We start from the raw sequence: 18976 nt of genomic DNA, 5'->3' as shown, positions 1-18976 counted from the left end.
ACCAAACGTCAGCGGCCGAAAAACTACTCCACCGTCACGCTCTTGGCCAGGTTGCGTGGCTTGTCCACGTCGGTGCCCTTGGCCAGGGCCGTGTGGTAGGCCAGCAGTTGCAGCGGCACCACGTGCAGGATGGGTGACAGGGCACCGTAGTGCTCGGGCATGCGGATCACGTTGACGCCGTCGTCGCGGCCGATGCGGGTGTCGGCGTCGGCCAGCACATAGAGCACGCCGCCGCGCGCGCGCACTTCCTGCATGTTGCTCTTGAGCTTTTCCAGCAGCGCGTCGTTGGGCGCCACGGTCACCACCGGCATGGCGCTGGTCACCAGGGCCAGCGGGCCGTGCTTGAGTTCGCCGGCCGGGTAGGCCTCGGCGTGGATGTAGCTGATTTCCTTGAGCTTGAGCGCGCCTTCCAGAGCGATCGGGTAGTGCAGGCCACGGCCCAGGAACAGCGCGTTGTCCATGCGCGCAAAGTCTTCGGCCCAACTGATGACCTGCGGCTCCAGCGCCAGCACGGCCTGCAAGGCCACCGGCAGATGGCGCATGGCCTTGAGGTGTTCGGCCTCCTGTTCCTCGCTCAGCTTGCCCCGCACCTGGGCCAGGGCCAGCGTGAGCAGGAACAGGCCCGCCAGTTGCGTGGTGAAGGCCTTGGTCGAAGCCACGCCGATTTCCACACCGGCACGGGTGATGTAGGCCAGCTCGCATTCGCGCACCATGGCGCTGGTGGCCACGTTGCAGATGGTCAGCGTGCGGTGCATGCCCAGGCCCTGGGCGTGGCGCAGGGCAGCCAGGGTGTCGGCGGTCTCGCCGCTCTGGCTGATGGTGACCACCAGCGTGCGCGGGTTGGGCACGCTGGTGCGGTAGCGGTATTCGCTGGCCACCTCCACGTTGCAGGGAATGCCGGCAATGTCTTCCAGCCAGTACTTGGCCGCGCAACCGCTGTAGTAGCTGGTGCCGCAGGCCAGGATCAGCACCTGGTCAACCTCCTTGAACACGCGGTACGCGCCGTCGCCGAACAGCTCGGGCGTGATGCCCTCGACCCCCTCGAGCGTGTCGCCGATGGCGCGCGGCTGCTCGAAGATCTCCTTTTGCATGTAGTGGCGGTAGGGCCCGAGTTCGGCCGCGCCGCTGTGCGCGTGCACGGTGCGCACCGGGCGCTGCTCCGGGGCCAGCGTCCGGCCGCTGCGGTCGGCCACCCAGTAGCGGCCCAGTTGCAGGTCCACCAGGTCGCCCTCTTCCAGGTACACGATCTGGTCGGTCACGCCGGCCAGGGCCATGGCGTCGCTGGCCAGGAAGTGCTCTCTCGCCCCCTCGCCCTCGCCCACCCCGAGCACCAACGGCGAGCCGGCGCGCGCGCCGACCACGCGGTGCGGCTCGTCGCGGTGGAACACGGCCAGCGCGTAGGCGCCGTGCAGGCGCGACACCGCCGCCTGCAGGGCGGCAAAGATGTCGCCCTCGTAAAGCGCATCCACCAGGTGCGCAATCACCTCGGTGTCGGTCTGGCTGGCAAAGACGTAGCCCTTGGCCTGCAGTTCGGCACGCAACTCGTCGTGGTTCTCGATGATGCCGTTGTGCACCAGCGCCACGCGCCCGGGGGCCTCGGCGGCCGCCGCGGGGCCGTGGCTGAAATGCGGGTGCGCGTTGTGCACCGCCGGCGCGCCGTGGGTGGCCCAGCGCGTGTGCGCGATGCCGGTGCCGCTGGCCACGTGCTCGGCCTGCACCTGCTGGGCCAGCTCGACCACGCGCGAGGTGCTGCGCGCCCGCCGCAGGCCATCGGGCCCGGCGTGCACCGCCACCCCGCACGAGTCATACCCGCGGTATTCGAGCCGCTGCAAGCCCTGCACCAGCACGGGAACGATGTCGCGCCCGGACACACCGGCAACGATGCCACACATGGAAACCTCCTGGATGAACCGCAATGAATGGCGGTGATGATAGGCAGCGCGCTGTGGAATGAATGATCATTTTTTTCGTGATTATGAAATAATCATACGAACATACGATCATGTGGAATTTCAATTAAATAAAACAATATTAAATGAACGAAGATTTCATAGACGAAATCGATCTGAAGCTGCTGGCCCAGTTGCAGAACGATGCGCGGCGCAGCAACCTGGCGCTGGCCGAGGCGGTGCATGTGTCGCCACCGACCAGCCTGCGGCGCGTCAAGCGCCTGCGCGAGCTGGGTCTGATCGAGCGCGAGGTGGCCGTCCTCAGCCACGACCGCCTGGCACCCCTGATCGGCCACGGGCTCACCGCCCTGGTCGAGGTCACGCTGGAGCGGCAGGACACCGGGCACATGGAGGCCTTCGAGGCGCGCGCGGTCGCCGAGGCCGAGGTGCAGCAGTGCTACCGCGTCAGCCCCGGCCCCGATTTCATGCTCGTGATCCACACGACCGACATGCCCGGTTACCTGGCCCTGGCCCAGCGGCTGTTCACGGCGGATGCCAATGTGCGCAACGTCAAGGCCTTCTTCAGCATCAAGCGCGCGAAGTTCGACCCGCGTCTGCCCCTGCCGGCCCGGATCGCGCCGGGACCCGGGTCCACCCCCGACGCCTGACGCCACCACTGGCCGTCGCATCGCGACGCGATTGGCGCTCCGACGCCCACCCGCCGGTGGCCGCCGGGTCCGGCATCACTTCTTCTTGGCGGGGCGGCTCCAGCCCGGGATCGACACCTGCTTGCCACGCGCCACGCTCAGCGCACCCGGCGGCGTGTCCTTGGTGATGGTCGAGCCGCCGCCGATGGTGCCGCCGGCGCCCAGCGTCACGGGCGCCACCAGCACGCAGTTGCTGCCCACGTGCACGTCGGCCTCGATCACGGTCCGGTGCTTGTTGGCCCCGTCGTAGTTGGCGGTGATGCTGCCGGCGCCGTAGTTGACGCGCTCGCCCACGGTGGCGTCGCCCAGGTAGGCCAGGTGGTTGGCCTTGGCACCATCGGCCAGGGTGCTGTTCTTGACCTCGACAAAGTTGCCGATGTGCACCTCGGCCCCGAGCACGGCGCCCGGGCGCAGGCGGGCAAACGGCCCGATCAGGGCGCCCTGGCCCACGCGCACACCGGGTTTCTCGCCATCGATGTGCGTGAAGGGATGGATGACCGCCCCCGCGCCGATCACGACGTTGGCCAGCACGCAGTGGGCCCCGACACGCACCCCCTCGCCCAGCTCGACGCGGCCCTCGAACACGCAACCCACATCGATCTCGACGTCCTGCCCGCAGTGGAGCGAACCCCGCACGTCCAGGCGCGCCGGATCGGCCAGGCGCACACCCTGGTCCATCAGCTCGTCGGCCAGGCGCCGCTGGTAGGCGCGCTCCAGTTCGGCCAACTGGCGCGGACTGTTGACGCCGGCCACCTGCACCGCATCGTCGATCCGGTGGGCCTGCACGCGCAGGCCATCCGCGACGGCAAAGCGCACCACGTCGGTCAGGTAGTACTCGCCCTGGGCGTTGCGGTTGTCCAGCCGGGCCAGCCAGCCGCGCAGCAGGCGCGTGGGCACGGCCATGATGCCGCTGTAGATCTCGCGGATCGCGCGCTGCGCGTCGCTGGCGTCCTTGTGTTCGACGATGGCGCTCACCGCGCCATCCGGGGCGCGGACGATGCGGCCGTAACCGGTCGGGTCGGGCATGTCCAGGGTCAGCAGGGCCAGGTGCTCGCCGCCGCAGGTGTCGATCAGCGCCTGCAGGGTGTCGGCCCGGGTCAGGGGCACGTCGCCCGAGAGGACCAGTGTCACGCCATCGTCGGGCAGCACGGGGGCGGCCTGCTGCACGGCATGGCCGGTGCCCAGTTGGGGTTCCTGGCGCATGAAGCGCAGGTCCACCGCCTGGCCATCGGCCCCCACGGGCGCCTGCAGGCCGGCCTCGACCTGGTCGGCCCCATGGCCGGTGATCACCACCACCGAGCGCGCCGATACCCCGGCGGCGGTGTCGAGCACATGCTGCGCCAGTGCACGGCCGCCCAGACGGTGCAACACTTTGGGCTTGCGGCTTTTCATCCGCGTGCCCTTGCCTGCCGCCATCACCACCACATCCACCGGGAACGTCATGAACCTCACTCCTGTGGGCGCTGCCGGCCCCTTGTTGACATGGCTGAGGATTATCGCCGCCAGCCTGGTGCTGCTGGCGCTGGGCGCCTGCAGCACCGTGCGCATCGGCTACGGTCAGGCGCACAACCTGCTCTACTGGTGGATCGACAGCTACGCCGACCTCCATGACGGCCAGTCGTCGCAGGTGCGGCAGGACATCGACCGCTTCATGGCCTGGCACCGGGCCCGGGAGCTGCCGCGCTACGCCGCCCTGCTGCGGCGCTGGCAGGACATGGCCCGGGACGACGTCACCGCCGAGGCGGTGTGCCGCCAGTACGACGAGCTGCGCGACGCGTGGCTGCGCATGGCGGGGCAGGCGGGCCCGCCCCTGGCCCGGCTGGCGCTGCAGCTCGACGCCGCCCAGATGGCCCACTTTGAGCGCCACCAGCACAAGCGCCTGGAAGGTTTCGAGAAGGACTTCCTGCGCGGCACACCCGGGCAGCGTCTGGACCGGCGCGCCAACCGCCTGCGCAGCCGCTACGAGACCCTGTACGGCCCCCTGACCCGTGCGCAGGAGGACCTGCTGCGCCAGTGGCTGGCGCGGTCGCCGTTCGACCCGCAGCAGACCCTGCAAACGAACCAGCGCGAGGCCGGCGAGCTGCGCGAGATGGTCCGCCAGTGGCAGGCACTGCCGCCCGGGCCGGCACGCCAGGCCAGCACGGCGCGCGCCGCGGGCGACTGGCTGGCCAGCCGCCTGCCTCCCAGCCAGGCGGCCGACCACCCCACCGCGGCGGTGGTGCGCCATGGCTGCGAGCTGTTCGCCGCGTTGCACAACCACACATCGCCCGAGCAACGGGCGCATGCCGAGCGCGTGCTCAAGGACTACGAGAGCGACTTGCGCTCGCTGGGCGGCCAGGACTGAGCAAGCCCGCGCCGGTTCAGCCGCGCCAGCCCAGCCAGGCCCACACCACCAGCACCGATGCCAGGGTGACCGGCAGACCGGTGGCGGCGTGCCGCTTCCAGTCCAGCGCAACACCCTCCTTGGCGGCCAGGTCGGCCACGATCAGGTTGGCAATCGAGCCCACCAGCAGCAGATTGCCGGCAAAGGTGCTGACCAGGGCCAGCAGCACACCGGACGACGCCGGATCGGCCCCCAGATGCGGCAGCAGCAACATGACGGCCGGCACGTTGGACACCAGGTTGGACAGCGCCACACCCACCACCAGCAAGGGGCCGGGTTGGTCCAGGTGCACCCCCTGGCCGCGGAGCCAGGCCACGGCCTCGGCCGACAGCCCGGTGCGCTCGAAGGCGTGGTTGACGACGAACAGGCCGATGAACAGCAGGATCAGCGGCCAGTCCACAAAACCCATGACATGCGACGAATGCAGCCGCCGGCTCAGGAGCAGCACGCCGGCGCCGACCAGCGCGGCCACCTCGCGCGGCCAGCCGGTGAACAGGAACACGACCATCAGCACGCCCGCCACCGTCAGCCCCTTGACGGTCTGCCAGCGGTCAAACGGGGGCGCGCCGGTGCCGTCCAGCCGGATGCCGGTGGGGCGACGGATCTCGGTGGCCCCGCGCCTGGCGCCCGGGCCGAAGGCCAGCCAGAGCCAGAGCAGGACCAGGCTGACCGCCACCGGCACGGCCGCCTCGCGCAGGTAGGCGCCGAAATCGAGCTGCAGCACCGAGCCGATCAGCATGTTCTGGGGGTTGCCGATCAGCGTGGCCGCCGAGCCGATGTTGGCGGCACAGGCCAGGCCGATCAGGAAGGGCACCGGGTCCAGGCCGCGCTGCAGGCACAGGCGCGCCACCACGGGCGTCATGGCCAGGCAGATGATGTCGTTGGAAAACACCGCCGACATGGCACCCGAGGCGGCGATCAGGGCGGCCAGCAGACCGGCACGCGACAGGGGCATGGCGCCCACACGGCGCGTGACCTCGGTGTAGAAACCGCCCAAGCGCATCTGGGCGGCCACCACCATGAAGGCAAACAGCAGCACGATGGTCGGCAGGTCCACCGACCGCGCCGCCTCGTCCAGCGGCATGCCGGTCAGGGCCAGCACGGCGATGGCGCCCAGCAACGCCACCCCCGAGCGGTCGAGCTTCAGGCGCGGCAGGCCGCCCAGGAACATGCCCAGATAGACGATGCCGAACACGGCGACGACGCCCCAGTCGCGTCCGTCATGCATCGGGGGCGGCCTCCCACCGCACCGCGCCCGGGGCGCAGTTCAAACAGAACACACGGCGCCGAGGCGCGGAAACGTCGTTAGGCAAGCGTGATGAGAGGAAAGGACGGTGCGGACTCAGCCCTGCAGCGCCGCCCACATCTCCTTGTCGCGCTCGGCGGTCCAGATGCGGGGGTGTTTGATGCCGCTGGCCTCATCATACGCGCGGCTGACATCGAACGGCAGGCAGTGCTCGTAGATGAACACATGGCCGAACACCGGGTCCATGCGCTGACGTGTATGGGCCATGGCGGCCTTGAGGTCCATCTTCGCGGCCGCGGCCTCCTTGCCGGCCTCGTACAGCATGGTGACCCAGCGCTGGGTGTAGTCCAGCGCCTTGTTGACGTTGGCGTTGCCCTTCATCGCCTCGCCACGGCCCGGCACGAGGGCCTCGGCCTCCAGGGCGCGCAGGGCTTCCAGCGTGGCGGGCCACTCTTGCAGCTGGGCGTCACCGGTGTAAACGCCGGCCTCGTACTCGACAAGGTCGCCGCTGAACAGCACCTTCTCTTGCTCCACCCAGGCGATGGTGTCGCCCCGGGTGTGGCCCATGCCGGGGTGCCAGATCTGCACCTTCACGCCGCCCAGGTCGAGCTCGATCGAGCCCTGGCGGCCCGGTGTGCCGTCGCCCACCACGATGGTCGGCCAGGTCAGGCCCGGCACGCTGTCGGCACCCCGGAACAGGCGCGGGAAGCGCTCCATCTCGCTTTGCATGTCCTGCGCGCCGCGCTCGACGATCAGCTCGTAGGTGCCGCGACTGGCGATGACCTCGGTCGCGCCCTCGGCCTGGTAGGCGCTGGCACCGAGCACGCGCACCGCGTGGTAATGTGTCAGCAGCACGTATTTGATGGGCTTGTCGGAAACGGTGCGGATCTTGGCAATCAGGTCCTTGGCCATTGCCGGGGTGGCCGTGGTGTCGCTGACCATGATGTACTTGTCGCCGATGATCACGCCGGAATTCGGGTCGCCCTCGGCGGTGTAGGCCCAGCAGTGCGGGCTCAGTTGCTCGAAGGTGATCTTCTTGTCCTCCAGGTCGGCCTGGGAAGCGAAAGCTTTGCTCATGGTGGTCTCCGTGGGGTGGATCTGCTGCAGGACGTCGATTTTATCTAATCGAAATTAATTTCGCATTCGTAAATTCCATTGCCCATGCCGCGACCGGTGACCGACCCCTTCGTCCTGCATGCCTGCGAACTGCTGTCCGTGCTCGGCGAGTGCCGGGCCCAACGCCTGTTCGGTGGCTGGGGGCTGTCGGTGGACGGCATGACGGTGGGCATCATCGCCTGGGACACCCTGTTCCTCAAGACCCACGCCGCCACGGAGCCGATGTTCGTGCAGGCCGGAGGCCGGCCTTTCGAGTACACCGCCCAGGGGCGCACGACGCGCCTGCGCTACCACACGCCACCGGCCGAGGCGCTGGAATCGCCAGCGCTCATGGCGCCCTGGGCCCGCCTGGCCCTGGAGGCCGCGCTGGCGGCCCGGCAGCGGCCCGCCCACCGGCGCCGCCGGGCGGACCGCGCCGGCCGCTAGCCGCGGCAGCCGGACACGGTATCGAGCTGGCGCCGCCCCGCGAGGCTGCCGGCGGCATAGCCCAGCACGCCACGCAGCAGGAAACCGGCGGCCAACGCCGCCTGCACCAGGCCGCGGCCCAGCGCGCGCCAGTGGACCAGCACCTCGCGCTCGAAACGGGCCTGCGGCACCCCGGCCGTCGGCGCGTCCTGCCAGTCGAAGCAGGCTTCCTGCGCCGCTTCACCCTGGCGCGCCACCACCTCCATCACCAGCCGCGCCCCCGCGGGCACGCGCAACCGCTCGCCGACGCCGAGGAAGTGGTCGCCCATCTCACCCGGCACGCGCAGCCCGTCGATGCCCAGCGTGGCCCAGACCCGGCCCTGCCGCACCAACAGCAGCGCCGGCGACAGCGGGCGCAGGCCCAGGGCCTGCCCCGGGCGCAGACGCCATGCGCCGGTCACCGGCTTGCCAATCGGCGCATTGATGCCCTCAAGACATGAGCGGTTGACGTTTTCTGCAACAATGACGGCGGTCATGACGATCTCCTTGGACACCCGGATGGGGCTTCTGTCATGGCGATGATCCGCGAAGCCCATGGCTGCGTCCAATGAAATGCGATGCGCCGTTTGATTCGGACTTCGCATCAATGCGGAACCACCGGAGACCCGCCCATGAGCCTGCCCGCCAGCCACCCCCGCACGCGCCCGATCTCGGTCGGCTACCTGCGCGCCTTCGACGCGGTGGCCCGCCACCTGAACTTCCGCGCCGCCGCCGAGGAGCTGTCGCTCACGCAAAGCGCCGTCAGCCGCCAGATCCAGTCGCTGGAGGACGAGGTAGGCATGCCCCTGTTCCTGCGCCACACGCGCGCGGTCGAGCTGACCAGCGCCGGCACGCTGCTGCTGCGCGCCACCGGCGCGGCGCTGGAGCGCCTGGACGCGGCCGTGCGGCAGATCCGCCAGAGTGCGGGGCGCCGCAGCGTGGCCATCACCACCTGGGCCTCGTTCGCGTCGATGTGGCTGATTCCGCGGCTGGAAGCCTTCCAGCGCGAATACCCCGACATCGACATCCGCATCGACGCCACCGATGCGGCGGTGGACCTGGCCACCGCCGATGTGGACCTGGCCCTGCGCTACGCCGCCCCCTCGGCCATGGGCTCTGGCGCGGTGCGGCTGTTCGGCGAGCAGCTCACCCCTGTGGCCAGCCCGTGGCTGCTGCGCGAGACGCCGCTGAACCGGGTGGAGGATCTGGCCCGGCACGCGCTGATCGAGGCCGGCGACGCCCACCGCACGCGCCACCTCGAATGGCTGACCTGGCAGCGCTGGCTGGACCTGCACGCCCCGGCGACCGGCGCAAAAGACACGCGCGGCCGGCCCGGCTTGCGCCTGTCACCCAAGCGCTGGCTGTATTCCAACTACGCCAACCAGATCGTGCAGGCCGCCCTCACGGGGCAGGGCGTGGCCCTGGCACGCCTGCCGCTGGTGGCCGAAAGCCTGGCCAACGGCGACCTGATCGAGCCCCTGCCCCGGCTGCGGCTCGACTCGCCGCTGGCCTACTGGCTGCTGGTGGCGCCGCGCAGCGTGCAGCGCCCCGAGGTCAAGGCCTTTTGCGACTGGCTGCTGCGCGAGGCCGAGCGCACGCGCCAGGCCATCGGCGACGTGCCCGACCCCGACACGGTCGATCACATCGACTGAGGCCGGCGCCCCGCCGCGCGGTCATGGCCGGCGGGTGCTTGCCAAGGCCCCGGCCGGGCTATAGTTGACGTTCACGTCAATTCCAACCGCCCACCCTTGCAAGGACATCCCATGAGCGAGACAGCCACCTCCCCCGAACTCATCACCGTGCGCACCGAAGGCCGCGTCGGCATCGTGACGCTGAACCGCCCCAAACAGCTCAATGCCCTGAACGACCAGCTCATGGACGAACTGGGTGCCGCGCTCAAGGCCTTCGATGCCGACGAGGCCATCGGCTGCATGATCGTCACCGGCAGCGAAAAAGCCTTCGCGGCCGGCGCCGACATCGGCGCCATGGCCAGGTACACCTTCGCCGACGCCTACCGGGGTGACTTCATCACCCGCAACTGGGAAACCATCCGCAGCATCCGCAAACCCGTGATCGCGGCCGTCAGCGGCTTCGCCCTGGGCGGCGGCTGCGAGCTGGCGATGATGTGCGATTTCATCATCGCCGCCGACAACGCCAAGTTCGGCCAGCCCGAGATCAAGCTCGGCATCATCCCCGGCGCCGGCGGCACGCAGCGCCTGCCGCGCGCAGTCGGCAAGTCCAAGGCCATGGACCTGGCCCTGACCGGCCGGATGATGGACGCCACCGAGGCCGAACGCTCGGGCCTGGTCAGCCGGGTCGTGCCGCTGGACAAGCTGATGGACGAGGCACTGGGCGCCGCGCTGCAGATCTGCGCGTTCTCGCAACTGGCGGTGATGGCCGCCAAGGAATCGGTCAACCGTGCCTTCGAGGGCAACCTCTCCGACGGCCTGATGTTCGAGCGCCGCATGTTCCACGCCCTGTTCTCCACCGAGGACCAGAAGGAAGGCATGGACGCCTTCCTCAACAAGCGCGAAGCAAAATTCAGGAACGCTTGAGCGGCGGGCATTTTTTAGGCTACAATGCGCGTCTTCGGCGATATAGCTCAGTTGGTTAGAGCGCAGCATTCATAATGCTGATGTCGGTGGTTCAAGTCCACCTATCGCCACCAGACCTGAAAAGCGGACCCGGCGACGGTGTCCGCTTTTTCTTTTGCCCGCTCGCTGACTGCCTTCGCCATGGCCCTCAAGTCCACCATCTTCAAGGCGAACGTCGCCATCGCCGACATCGACCACGGCTACTACGCCGACCACGCGCTGACCCTGGCCCGCCACCCGAGCGAGACCGACGAGCGCATGATGGTGCGCCTGGCGGCGCTGGCGCTGCAGGCCCATGAACTCAACGACACCTGCGGTGGCGACGGCACCCTGGCCTTCGGTGCCGGCCTGTCCGACCCGGACGACCCGGACGCCTCCCTGACCGACTTCACCGGCCGCAAGCGCCTGTGGATCGAGGTGGGCCAACCCGAGGACAAGCCACTGGCCAAGGCCTGCAGCCAGGCCGATGCGGTGATCGTGTACCCCTTCGGGCCGGCGGCCGAGGTCTGGTGGAAGGGCATCGCGCCCAAACTGGCCCGGCTCGAGCGCCTGCAGGTGTGGCGCCTGCCGGCCGGGCAGGCCCAGGCGCTGACACAACTGGCCGAACGCAGCATGCCACTGCAGGCCCTGATCCAGGACGGCACCCTGACCCTGTCCAGCCCCCAAGGCAGCGTGCTGCTGGAGCCCGTGCGCTGGAAGTGATGGCTGGCGTCCCCGGCGCCGTGAGACAATCCCGGGCTGTTCCCCCAGCCTCTGGATCTACACCATGAACCGCTGCGACATCCGCTCCCCGGCGCGCGCCTGGCGCCCACCCGCCGCCCTGGCCGCTGCCGCCCTCGCACTGGCCACGGCCGGCCAGGTGCTGGCCCAGACCACCCTCCGCCATTTCCCGGACAAGGCCATCCGCGCCACCATGGTGGTCAAGGCACCGCCCGAGATCACCATGGACGGCACGCCCATGCGCCTGTCGCCGGGCGCCCGCATCCGCGGCACCACCAACACACTGGTGCTGTCCGGCACCCTGGTCGGCCAGCCCCTGACCGTGAACTACCTGTCCGACCCGCACGGCCAGGTGCACGAGGTCTGGCTCCTCACCGAAGCCGAGGCCGCCGAGAAGCGCGCCCGCCTGGGCAGCCAGCACAACGACTCCACGCTCGGCGACAGCCCCCGCTGAGCCTTCACGCGCACCATCGCGCATCCGTTTTCATTCGCCGCGGCGGCCGTGCGCCCCCGCGCCCAGGAGCCATGCCATGACCACCACCACGACCCCCACGAAGAAGGTCTACATCAAGACCTTCGGCTGCCAGATGAACGAGTACGACTCGGACAAGATGGCCGACGTGCTCGGCGCCGCCGAAGGCTTCGAGAAAACCCAGGACCCGGAACAGGCCGACCTGATCCTGTTCAACACCTGCTCGGTGCGCGAAAAGGCGCAGGAGAAGGTGTTCTCCGACCTCGGCCGCGTCAAGCACCTGAAGCAAAAGGGCGTGCTGATCGGCGTCGGCGGCTGCGTGGCCAGCCAGGAAGGTGCCGAGATCATCCGGCGCGCGCCCTTCGTGGACGTGGTGTTCGGCCCGCAGACCCTGCACCGCCTGCCCGAGATGCTCAAGGCGCGCGACCGGCTGCAGCAGCCCCAGGTCGACATCAGCTTCCCGGAGATCGAGAAGTTCGACCACCTGCCGCCCGCCCGTGTCGAGGGTGCCTCGGCCTTCGTGTCCATCATGGAAGGCTGCTCCAAGTACTGCAGCTACTGCGTCGTGCCCTACACGCGCGGCGAGGAAGTGAGCCGCCCGTTCGAGGACGTGCTGGTGGAAATCGCCGGTCTGGCCGACCAGGGCGTCAAGGAAGTGACGCTGCTGGGCCAGAACGTCAATGCCTACCGCGGCGTCATGGGCGACACGGCCGAGATCGCCGACTTCGCGCTGCTGCTCGAGTACGTGGCCGAGATCCCGGGCATCGAGCGCATCCGCTACACCACCAGCCATCCGAACGAGTTCACGCCGCGCCTGATCGAGGCCTATGCCAAGGTGCCGCAACTGGTCAGCCACCTGCATCTGCCGGTGCAGCACGGCAGCGACCGCATCCTCATGGCGATGAAGCGTGGCTACACGGCCATGGAATACAAGAGCACGATCCGCAAGCTGCGCGCGATCCGCCCCGACATCTCCATGAGCAGCGACTTCATCGTCGGCTTCCCGGGCGAGACCGAGGAAGACTTCGAGAAGATGATGAAGCTCATCACCGACGTCGGCTTCGACAGCAGCTTCTCCTTCATCTTCAGCCCGCGGCCGGGCACGCCGGCAGCCAACCTGCCGGACGACACGCCGCACGAGGTCAAGCTGCGCCGGCTGCAGCACCTGCAGGCCACCATCGAGGAGAACGTGCGCCGCATCAGCGCCAGCCGCGAGGGTACCGTGCAGCGCATCCTGGTCGAGGGCCCCTCGCGCAAGAACCCGGCCGAGCTCATGGGCCGTACCGAGTGCAACCGCATCGTCAACTTTGACGGTGGCCCGAACGCGGCGCGCCTGGTCGGCCAGATGATCGACGTGCGCATCACGCAGGCGCTGCCGCACTCGCTGCGCGGCGAGGTTCTGGTCCGCGAAACCGCCTGACCGGCCGTGCGGCCGCTGCGCTTTTCGTTTCCGCAGTTGCTGCTGGTGGCCTTCCTGGTCATCGGCGCGCTGCTGGGTGCCACGGCGCTGCGCAGCCTGTTCCTGCTCGAGTCGCTGATGTCGCTCAGCCGGGCCAGCACGGAACAGGCGATCGAGCTGAGCACCGCCGCCCAGTCGCTGAGCGAGCGCAGCCAGGCCATGGAACGCGCCGCACGACAGGCCCTGATCCTGGGCGACCGCCAGTTGCGTCAGGTGTTCCTGCAGGGCGCCGAACAGTCGCACGAGATCCTGCGCCGCCTGCGCGACAACGACCTGCCCCCCGAGACGGTCGGCCTCTGGCAGAAGCAGCTCGAGCTCATCGAACATCTGCTCGACGGCCCGATCGAGACGGCGCTGGACCGAGAGCGCGAGGTGGCGCAGGAGTTCCGCGAGCTCGACCGGCTCAACGCCCTGGTCGCGCAGCAGGTGCAGACCGTGATCGGTCACCGCAACAAAGCCCTGCAGGCGCGCTTCGAGCGCAACCGCCAGCAACTGGCCATGCTGGTGCTGAGTTCCATCGTGCTGGCGGCGGCCATGGCCATCGGCTTCGGCATCTGGCTCACACGCCCGCTCAAACGCCTGGAGCGCGCCATCGTCGGCCTGGGCGAAAACCGCCTGCAGGAACCGATCGACATCCCCGGGCCACCCGACATCCGCAGCGTGGGCCAGCAGCTCGAATGGCTGCGCCTGCGCCTGACCGAACTGGACGCCGACAAGGCACGCTTCCTGCGCCACATCTCGCACGAGCTCAAGACCCCGCTGGCCTCCATGCACGAGGGCGTGGCGGTGCTCGGCGACGGCGTGGCCGGACCGCTGAGCGAGAGCCAGGCCGAGGTCGTGACCATCCTGCGCCACAACACGCAGCAGTTGCAGCAGCAGATCGAGGCGCTGCTGCGCTTCAATGCCGCGGCCTTCGAGGCCCGGCAGCTCAACCGCCAGCCCACCCCCCTGCTGGCGCTGGTGCAGTCGCAGGTGGACGAGCAGCGCCTGCGCTGGCAGGCGCGCCAGCTCAAGGTCAGCGTGCAGGGCACCGACATAACGCTGCCCCTGGACGCGGCGAAGATCGCTTCGGCGCTGGGCAACCTGCTGTCCAACGCCATCCGCTTCTCGCCCATCGGAGGCCGCATCGGGATCGAACTGACACGGCAGCCGGGCATCGCGCAGCTGGACATCACCGACGAAGGCCCTGGCGTGGCCGGAGAAGATGCCGCCCGGGTGTTCGAGCCGTTCTTCCGTGGTGCACGCCAGCCGGAAGACGCCGCCAAGGGCACCGGCATCGGCCTGTCCATCGTGCAAGAATACATCCATGCCCACGGAGGGCGCATTGCCCTGCTGCCCTCGCCACGAGGCGCCCATTTCCGGATCGAACTTCCCCATGCCGATTGAACCCAGTGGCCGACAGGCCACGACGCTGCCATGGACCAGCCGCCGACCGGCCATGACCGCGGCCCTGGTCTCGCTGGTCTTGCTGGCGGCCTGTCAGGCCACGCCGGTTCGCGTCGACGACACCGCCAGCGCACCCGCCGTGCCCGCCGAAGTCACCACGCCGGCGCCGGCCACCGCCGACACCCCGACGTCGCCGCCACCACCGTCGGCCACGGACGGCACCTCCGCCGTGCCATCGCCACCCACCGGGGCAGTGGCGCCGTCCCCTGGCCTGCCGGGCTGGCCACTGGCCTACGCCGAGCGGCTGCGGCAGATGCCGCCGGCCCAGGTCATTGCCGAGATCGCCGACCTGGGCGAACCGGGCAGCAGTGCCCGGTTGCAGATGCAACTGGCCCTGGCCCTCATGCATGCGCCCCCGCCCCAGGACACCGTGCGTACCCTGGGCCTGCTGCAGCGGGTGATCAGCCACCCCGGCGATGAGGCGGTGGCGCTCAAGCCCCTGGCACGCCTGCTCGCCACGCGCCTGGCCACGCAGCGCAAGCTGGAAGAGAGCAACGAGCGCCTCAACCTGCAATGGCGCGACGCGCAGCGCCGCATCGAGTTGCTCAACGACCAGCTCGACGCCATGCGCGCGATCGAGCGCAGCCTCTCGCCCCGCCCGGCGGCCACACCCTCACGCTGAGCCTTGCCCATGCCATCGCGCACCCCACCCACCACCGGCCATGATGCCGGACAGCCCAGGCTGCTGGTCGTCGATGACGACCCGGACATGCTGCGTCTGCTCTCGATGCGGCTGGGAGCGGCCGGCTACCGGGTCACCGCCGTCGCCTCGGCCGAGGCCGCACTGAGCCACCTGGACATCGAACGCCCGCAGGTCGTCCTCTCCGACGTGCGCCTGCCCGGCAAGGACGGTCTGTCCCTGTTCGACGAGATCCGGCGCCGCCACCCCTCGCTGCCGGTCATCCTGCTGACCGCGCACGGCACCATTCCCGATGCCGTGGAGGCCACCTCGCGCGGCGTGTTCTCGTACCTGACCAAACCCTACGACGCGCGCGAACTGCTGGACAAGATCGCCCAGGCCGTGGCGCTGCACCCGGCAGCGCCCGCGCCGCGCAGCGCCGACGATGCCTGGCGCGCCGAGATCATCAGCCGCTCCAGCCGCATGGCCGACCTGCTGGCCGAGGCGCGCCTGATCGCGCAGGGCGACGCCAGCGTGCTGCTGCGCGGCGACAGCGGCACGGGCAAGGAGGTGCTGGCCCGCGCCATCCACAAGGCCAGCCGCCGCGCCAAAAAGCCGTTCGTGGCCGTCAACTGCGGCGCCATCCCGGAGGCGCTGCTCGAATCGGAACTGTTCGGCCACGTCAAGGGCGCGTTCACCGACGCCCACGCCAACCACAAGGGGCTGTTCCAGGCCGCCGACGGCGGCACGCTGCTGCTCGACGAAATCGGCGACATGCCGCCGGCACTGCAGGTCAAACTGCTGCGCGTGCTGCAGGAGCGCGCCGTGCGCCCGCTCGGATCGAGCCAGTCGGTGCCGGTGGACGTGCGCATCATCTCGGCCACACACCGCGACCTCGAAACGGCCATGGCCGAGGGCCAGTTCCGCGAGGACCTGTACTACCGCCTGAACGTCGTCACGCTGACCCTGCCCACGCTGGCCGAGCGGCGCGAGGACATCCCGCTGCTGGCCCATCACTTCCTGATGCAGCTCGCACCCAAGTACAACAAGCGGGTGTCGGGCTTCGCCCCCGAGGCCATCAAGGCACTGACCATGGCCTCGTGGCCCGGCAACGTGCGCCAGCTCTACAACGTGGTCGAGCAGGTCTGTGCGCTGTCCACCACGGCGCTGGTGTCGCTGGCGCTGGTGCAGCGCGCCCTGCGCACGCCGTCGGTGAGCGTGCTCAGCCTGGCCGAGGCGCGCCAGCGCTTCGAGCGCGAGTACCTCGTGGGCCTGCTCAAGATGACCGATGGCCATGTGGCCGACGCGGCCCGCCTGGCCCAGCGCAACCGCACCGAGTTCTACCGCCTGCTGCAAAAACACAAGCTCACGCCGGGCCTGTTCAAGAGCGATGGCGGCGCCGACGACAACGGCGACCAGACATCTGTCGCCGACGAGTGACACCCGTAAGGTGTTGATTTCCCTCGAAACCCCATGAAGCGGCCACCAGTCTGTCGCCAGCTGGCGACAAAATGCCAGCCCAAACGCCCTCTTCGGCGCCGGCTACATCCGGACACATAAAAACGCCCCCCAAGTCGTTGATCTGAAAGGCATTTCACCCCTGGCACAGTGCTTGCAGTCCAGGGGGCATGATCCGAACTTTCCGACTGCCAGCAGCCTGCCTGGCGGCCATCACCCTGCTGCTCAGCCAGAGCGTCCAGGCACAGCCCCCCACCCCGTCCCCGACCGCCGACAACGCCCGGCTGGGCTGGGCGCAGCTCGGCGACATGGCACGCCAGCGTGCCGCGCAGCCGTACCGCCCGGCGCCCTCGAGCCTGCCGGCAGACCTGGCCCGGCTGGACTACGACGGCGTGCGCGACATCCGCTTCCGCACCGACCACGCGACGTGGCGCGACCGGTCGCTGCCCTTCGAGGTCCAGTACTTCCACCTCGGCCTGTACCAGACGCAGCCGGTGCGCATCCACGAAATCTCGGACGAAGGCCCGCGCGACCTGCCCTACCGCAGCAGCGACTACGACTTCGGCGCCAACCGACTGCAGCCACAGCGCTGGGGCGACATCGGCCACGCGGGTTTCCGTGTCCACTACGCGCTCAACAACCCGGCTTACAAGGACGAGCTGGTGGTGTTCCTGGGCGCGAGCTATTTCCGCGCATTGGGTGCCGGCCAGCAGTACGGCCTGTCGGCACGCGCCCTGGCCATCGACACGGTGGGTGGCGACCGGGGTGAGGAGTTCCCCCGCTTCACCGACTTCTGGCTCGTGCGCCCGGCCCCGGGCGCCACCGAGATCACCATCCTCGCGCTGCTCGATTCGCCGCGCGCCACGGGCGCCTGGCGCTTCGTGATCCGGCCCGGACGCACCACCGCCATGGATGTGCAGGCGCGCGTGTACCTGCGCGAGGGCGGCACGCCGATCCGCACCCTGGGCATCGCACCGCTGACCAGCATGTTCCTGTTCGGCGAGAACCAGCCGCGCGCCACCGATTTCCGCCCCGAGGTGCACGACTCCGACGGCCTGATGGTGGCGACCGACACCGGCGAATGGCTGTGGCGCCCGCTGCAGAACCCCAGACAGCTCAGCGTGAGCTCCTTCGCCATGCGCCAGCCGCGCGGATTCGGCCTGATGCAGCGTGACCGGCGCTTTGCCAGTTACGAGGACATCGAGGCCCGCTACGAGCGCCGCCCGAGCGCCTGGGTGCGCCCGGTAGGCGACTGGGGGCCGGGCCGCGTCGAGCTGGTGCAACTGCCCACCCCCGACGAAACGCACGACAACATCGTCGCCTACTGGGTGCCCGAGCGCCTGCCGGCGCCCGGCCAACCCCTGGACTTCGCCTACGAACTGCTGTGGCAGGGCGACGACGGGCAGCGCCCGCCCGCGTCCTGGGTCGCGCAGACCCGCACCGGCTATGGCTACACCAGGCTCGACGCGCAGACGCAGGAGCGCCAGCCGCATTTCATCCTCGACTTCACCGGCCCCGCCCTGGAACGGCTGGGCCCGGACGCGCCGGTCGAGGTCGTGGTCAGCACCAACGAGCACGGCGACGTGCTCGAGGCCCTGGCCTACCCCAATCCCGAGACCCAGGGCTGGCGCGCCAGCCTGCGCATCGACCGGATCGACCCCCGGCGGCCGGTCGAAGTCCGCGCCTTTCTCCAGCATCGTCAAGACACCGTGAGCGAAACATGGACACACGTCATCCTGCCCGAGTGAATACGGTGGCCAGCACCGCCTGGCCCGACGAACGTCATCCCAACGCGCTGACCGCGCCACCCGTCGCGCGCGGCTCCATGACCCCGCGCCCCTGGCTCGGTTTCTGGAACAGCATCGGCGTCGCGCTGATCGGCACGCTGCACCGCTGGCTGCCCCCGCGCCAGGCGCGCCAGCACCATCCGGCCGAACCCCTGGCCCCGTGGCAGCAGGCCGCCCGTGGCCGGCGCGCAGTGCTGGGGCTGATCACCCTGGTGTCGGTGCTGCTGTCGGCGGGCCTGTTCCTGCGCACCCAGCCACAGTCCAGCCATGCCTGGCTCGAAGCGGCGCACATGGCGCTGTTCGTGCTGCTGTCCACCTGGATCGTCACCGGCTTTGCCACGGCGCTGATGGGTTTCTGGGTGCAGGTGCGCGGTGACCGCCACAGCCTGCGCGCGGCCGACGTGAAGGATGTGCCCCTGCCCGATGACGGCCGCACCGCCATCATCATGCCCATCTGCAACGAGGACGTGGACACCGTCTTCGCCGGCCTGCGCGCCACCTGCGAGTCGCTGATGGCCACCGGCAAAGGCCGTCACTTCGACGTCTTCGTGCTCTCCGACAGCTACCAGCCCGGCAAGGCCGAGGCCGAGCGCGAGGCCTGGGAGCGCCTGCGAGGCGTGCTGGCCGCACAGGGAA

17 protein-coding genes, 1 tRNA gene and 1 pseudogene are annotated in these 18976 nt (G+C 69.5%); 14 read left to right on the top strand and 5 right to left on the bottom strand.

Going from position 1 to position 18976, the window contains the following annotated elements:
• Positions 1-23 precede the first annotated feature (23 nt).
• Positions 24-1892 (bottom strand): glutamine--fructose-6-phosphate transaminase (isomerizing), encoded by a 1869-nt coding sequence (glmS, locus tag PHQ87_RS07040; RefSeq protein WP_300232483.1) that lies wholly within the window; start codon positions 1890-1892, stop codon positions 24-26.
• A 143-nt stretch (positions 1893-2035) separates the two neighbouring features.
• Between glmS and PHQ87_RS07035 the strand changes: the two genes are divergently transcribed.
• On the top strand, positions 2036-2557 hold the full coding sequence (locus PHQ87_RS07035; RefSeq protein ID WP_300232481.1) for an Lrp/AsnC family transcriptional regulator: 522 nt from the start codon (positions 2036-2038) through the stop codon (positions 2555-2557).
• Between the two features lie 75 nt (positions 2558-2632).
• Here the strand turns inward: PHQ87_RS07035 and glmU are convergent, their stop codons facing one another.
• Entirely contained in the window at positions 2633-4039 is a 1407-nt protein-coding gene (glmU, locus tag PHQ87_RS07030) for a bifunctional UDP-N-acetylglucosamine diphosphorylase/glucosamine-1-phosphate N-acetyltransferase GlmU (protein WP_300232479.1), read from the bottom strand.
• Between glmU and PHQ87_RS07025 the strand changes: the two genes are divergently transcribed.
• The gene (locus tag PHQ87_RS07025) at positions 4038-4940 is read left to right on the top strand and encodes a DUF6279 family lipoprotein (RefSeq protein ID WP_300232476.1); all 903 of its coding nucleotides are present in this window, start codon (positions 4038-4040) and stop codon (positions 4938-4940) included. The two genes, glmU and PHQ87_RS07025, sit on opposite strands and share 2 nt — an antisense overlap.
• Positions 4941-4956: 16 nt before the next feature.
• Here the strand turns inward: PHQ87_RS07025 and PHQ87_RS07020 are convergent, their stop codons facing one another.
• On the bottom strand, positions 4957-6207 hold the full coding sequence (locus PHQ87_RS07020; protein ID WP_300232475.1) for an anion transporter: 1251 nt from the start codon (positions 6205-6207) through the stop codon (positions 4957-4959).
• Between the two features lie 114 nt (positions 6208-6321).
• The gene (locus tag PHQ87_RS07015; protein WP_300232472.1) at positions 6322-7302 is read right to left on the bottom strand and encodes an MBL fold metallo-hydrolase; all 981 of its coding nucleotides are present in this window, start codon (positions 7300-7302) and stop codon (positions 6322-6324) included.
• Positions 7303-7386: 84 nt separating this feature from the next.
• Here PHQ87_RS07015 and PHQ87_RS07010 point away from each other — a divergent pair, with 84 nt between their 5' ends.
• Entirely contained in the window at positions 7387-7767 is a 381-nt protein-coding gene (locus PHQ87_RS07010) for a TfoX/Sxy family protein (RefSeq protein ID WP_300232471.1), read from the top strand.
• Here the strand turns inward: PHQ87_RS07010 and PHQ87_RS07005 are convergent.
• Entirely contained in the window at positions 7764-8282 is a 519-nt protein-coding gene (locus PHQ87_RS07005; protein WP_300232469.1) for a DUF2917 domain-containing protein, read from the bottom strand. The two genes, PHQ87_RS07010 and PHQ87_RS07005, sit on opposite strands and share 4 nt — an antisense overlap.
• Before the next feature lie 135 nt (positions 8283-8417).
• Between PHQ87_RS07005 and PHQ87_RS07000 the strand changes: the two genes are divergently transcribed.
• The 11 genes and pseudogenes from PHQ87_RS07000 to PHQ87_RS06950 all read left to right on the top strand — a co-directional run.
• Positions 8418-9437: a LysR substrate-binding domain-containing protein gene (locus PHQ87_RS07000; protein WP_300232466.1), complete on the top strand. Its 1020-nt coding sequence runs from the start codon at positions 8418-8420 to the stop codon at positions 9435-9437.
• A gap of 111 nt (positions 9438-9548) precedes the next feature.
• On the top strand, positions 9549-10340 hold the full coding sequence (locus tag PHQ87_RS06995; protein ID WP_300232463.1) for an enoyl-CoA hydratase: 792 nt from the start codon (positions 9549-9551) through the stop codon (positions 10338-10340).
• Between the two features lie 36 nt (positions 10341-10376).
• A tRNA-Met gene (locus tag PHQ87_RS06990) sits at positions 10377-10453 on the top strand.
• Between the two features lie 67 nt (positions 10454-10520).
• A complete protein-coding gene (locus PHQ87_RS06985; RefSeq protein ID WP_300232486.1) occupies positions 10521-11081 on the top strand; it encodes a YaeQ family protein in 561 nt (186 codons plus the stop codon).
• 64 nt (positions 11082-11145) lie between these two features.
• Positions 11146-11553: a hypothetical protein gene (locus PHQ87_RS06980; RefSeq protein WP_300232461.1), complete on the top strand. Its 408-nt coding sequence runs from the start codon at positions 11146-11148 to the stop codon at positions 11551-11553.
• Positions 11554-11629: 76 nt separating this feature from the next.
• Positions 11630-12991, top strand: coding sequence for a tRNA (N6-isopentenyl adenosine(37)-C2)-methylthiotransferase MiaB (miaB, locus tag PHQ87_RS06975; RefSeq protein ID WP_300232459.1), 1362 nt, complete (start codon positions 11630-11632; stop codon positions 12989-12991).
• A 6-nt stretch (positions 12992-12997) separates the two neighbouring features.
• Positions 12998-14416 carry an ATP-binding protein gene (locus tag PHQ87_RS06970; RefSeq protein WP_300232456.1) on the top strand — a complete coding sequence of 473 codons (1419 nt, stop codon included), beginning with the start codon at positions 12998-13000 and terminating at the stop codon, positions 14414-14416.
• Complete coding sequence (locus PHQ87_RS06965) at positions 14406-15098, top strand: hypothetical protein (RefSeq protein ID WP_300232455.1); 693 nt, start codon at positions 14406-14408, stop codon at positions 15096-15098. The genes PHQ87_RS06970 and PHQ87_RS06965 overlap by 11 nt, the downstream gene beginning before the upstream one ends.
• 9 nt (positions 15099-15107) lie before the next feature.
• Positions 15108-16535 carry a sigma 54-interacting transcriptional regulator gene (locus tag PHQ87_RS06960; protein WP_300232453.1) on the top strand — a complete coding sequence of 476 codons (1428 nt, stop codon included), beginning with the start codon at positions 15108-15110 and terminating at the stop codon, positions 16533-16535.
• Positions 16536-16861: 326 nt separating this feature from the next.
• Complete coding sequence (locus tag PHQ87_RS06955) at positions 16862-18301, top strand: glucan biosynthesis protein G (RefSeq protein ID WP_300232485.1); 1440 nt, start codon at positions 16862-16864, stop codon at positions 18299-18301.
• Positions 18274-18976 (top strand): annotated as a pseudogene (locus PHQ87_RS06950) (glucans biosynthesis glucosyltransferase MdoH); the annotation flags it as partial. The gene PHQ87_RS06955 and the pseudogene PHQ87_RS06950, both read left to right, overlap by 28 nt.

The organism is Hydrogenophaga sp., from assembly GCF_028698005.1.
Classification (GTDB): Bacteria; Pseudomonadota; Gammaproteobacteria; order Burkholderiales; family Burkholderiaceae_C; genus Hydrogenophaga.
This window is presented reverse-complemented; position numbering and strand designations above follow the sequence as displayed.

Bases quoted from the DNA above. Each gene is read 5' to 3' on its own strand.
- glmS (WP_300232483.1), bottom strand. From the start codon at position 1,892: ATGTGTGGCATCGTTGCCGGTGTGTCCGGGCGCGACATCGTTCCCGTG.
- PHQ87_RS07035 (WP_300232481.1), top strand. From the start codon at position 2,036: ATGAACGAAGATTTCATAGACGAAATCGATCTGAAGCTGCTGGCCCAG.
- PHQ87_RS07025 (WP_300232476.1), top strand. From the start codon at position 4,038: ATGAACCTCACTCCTGTGGGCGCTGCCGGCCCCTTGTTGACATGGCTG.
- glmU (WP_300232479.1), bottom strand. From the start codon at position 4,039: ATGACGTTCCCGGTGGATGTGGTGGTGATGGCGGCAGGCAAGGGCACG.
- PHQ87_RS07020 (WP_300232475.1), bottom strand. From the start codon at position 6,207: ATGCATGACGGACGCGACTGGGGCGTCGTCGCCGTGTTCGGCATCGTC.
- PHQ87_RS07015 (WP_300232472.1), bottom strand. From the start codon at position 7,302: ATGAGCAAAGCTTTCGCTTCCCAGGCCGACCTGGAGGACAAGAAGATC.
- PHQ87_RS07010 (WP_300232471.1), top strand. From the start codon at position 7,387: ATGCCGCGACCGGTGACCGACCCCTTCGTCCTGCATGCCTGCGAACTG.
- PHQ87_RS07005 (WP_300232469.1), bottom strand. From the start codon at position 8,282: ATGACCGCCGTCATTGTTGCAGAAAACGTCAACCGCTCATGTCTTGAG.
- PHQ87_RS07000 (WP_300232466.1), top strand. From the start codon at position 8,418: ATGAGCCTGCCCGCCAGCCACCCCCGCACGCGCCCGATCTCGGTCGGC.
- PHQ87_RS06995 (WP_300232463.1), top strand. From the start codon at position 9,549: ATGAGCGAGACAGCCACCTCCCCCGAACTCATCACCGTGCGCACCGAA.
- PHQ87_RS06985 (WP_300232486.1), top strand. From the start codon at position 10,521: ATGGCCCTCAAGTCCACCATCTTCAAGGCGAACGTCGCCATCGCCGAC.
- PHQ87_RS06980 (WP_300232461.1), top strand. From the start codon at position 11,146: ATGAACCGCTGCGACATCCGCTCCCCGGCGCGCGCCTGGCGCCCACCC.
- miaB (WP_300232459.1), top strand. From the start codon at position 11,630: ATGACCACCACCACGACCCCCACGAAGAAGGTCTACATCAAGACCTTC.
- PHQ87_RS06965 (WP_300232455.1), top strand. From the start codon at position 14,406: ATGCCGATTGAACCCAGTGGCCGACAGGCCACGACGCTGCCATGGACC.
- PHQ87_RS06960 (WP_300232453.1), top strand. From the start codon at position 15,108: ATGCCATCGCGCACCCCACCCACCACCGGCCATGATGCCGGACAGCCC.
- PHQ87_RS06955 (WP_300232485.1), top strand. From the start codon at position 16,862: ATGGCACGCCAGCGTGCCGCGCAGCCGTACCGCCCGGCGCCCTCGAGC.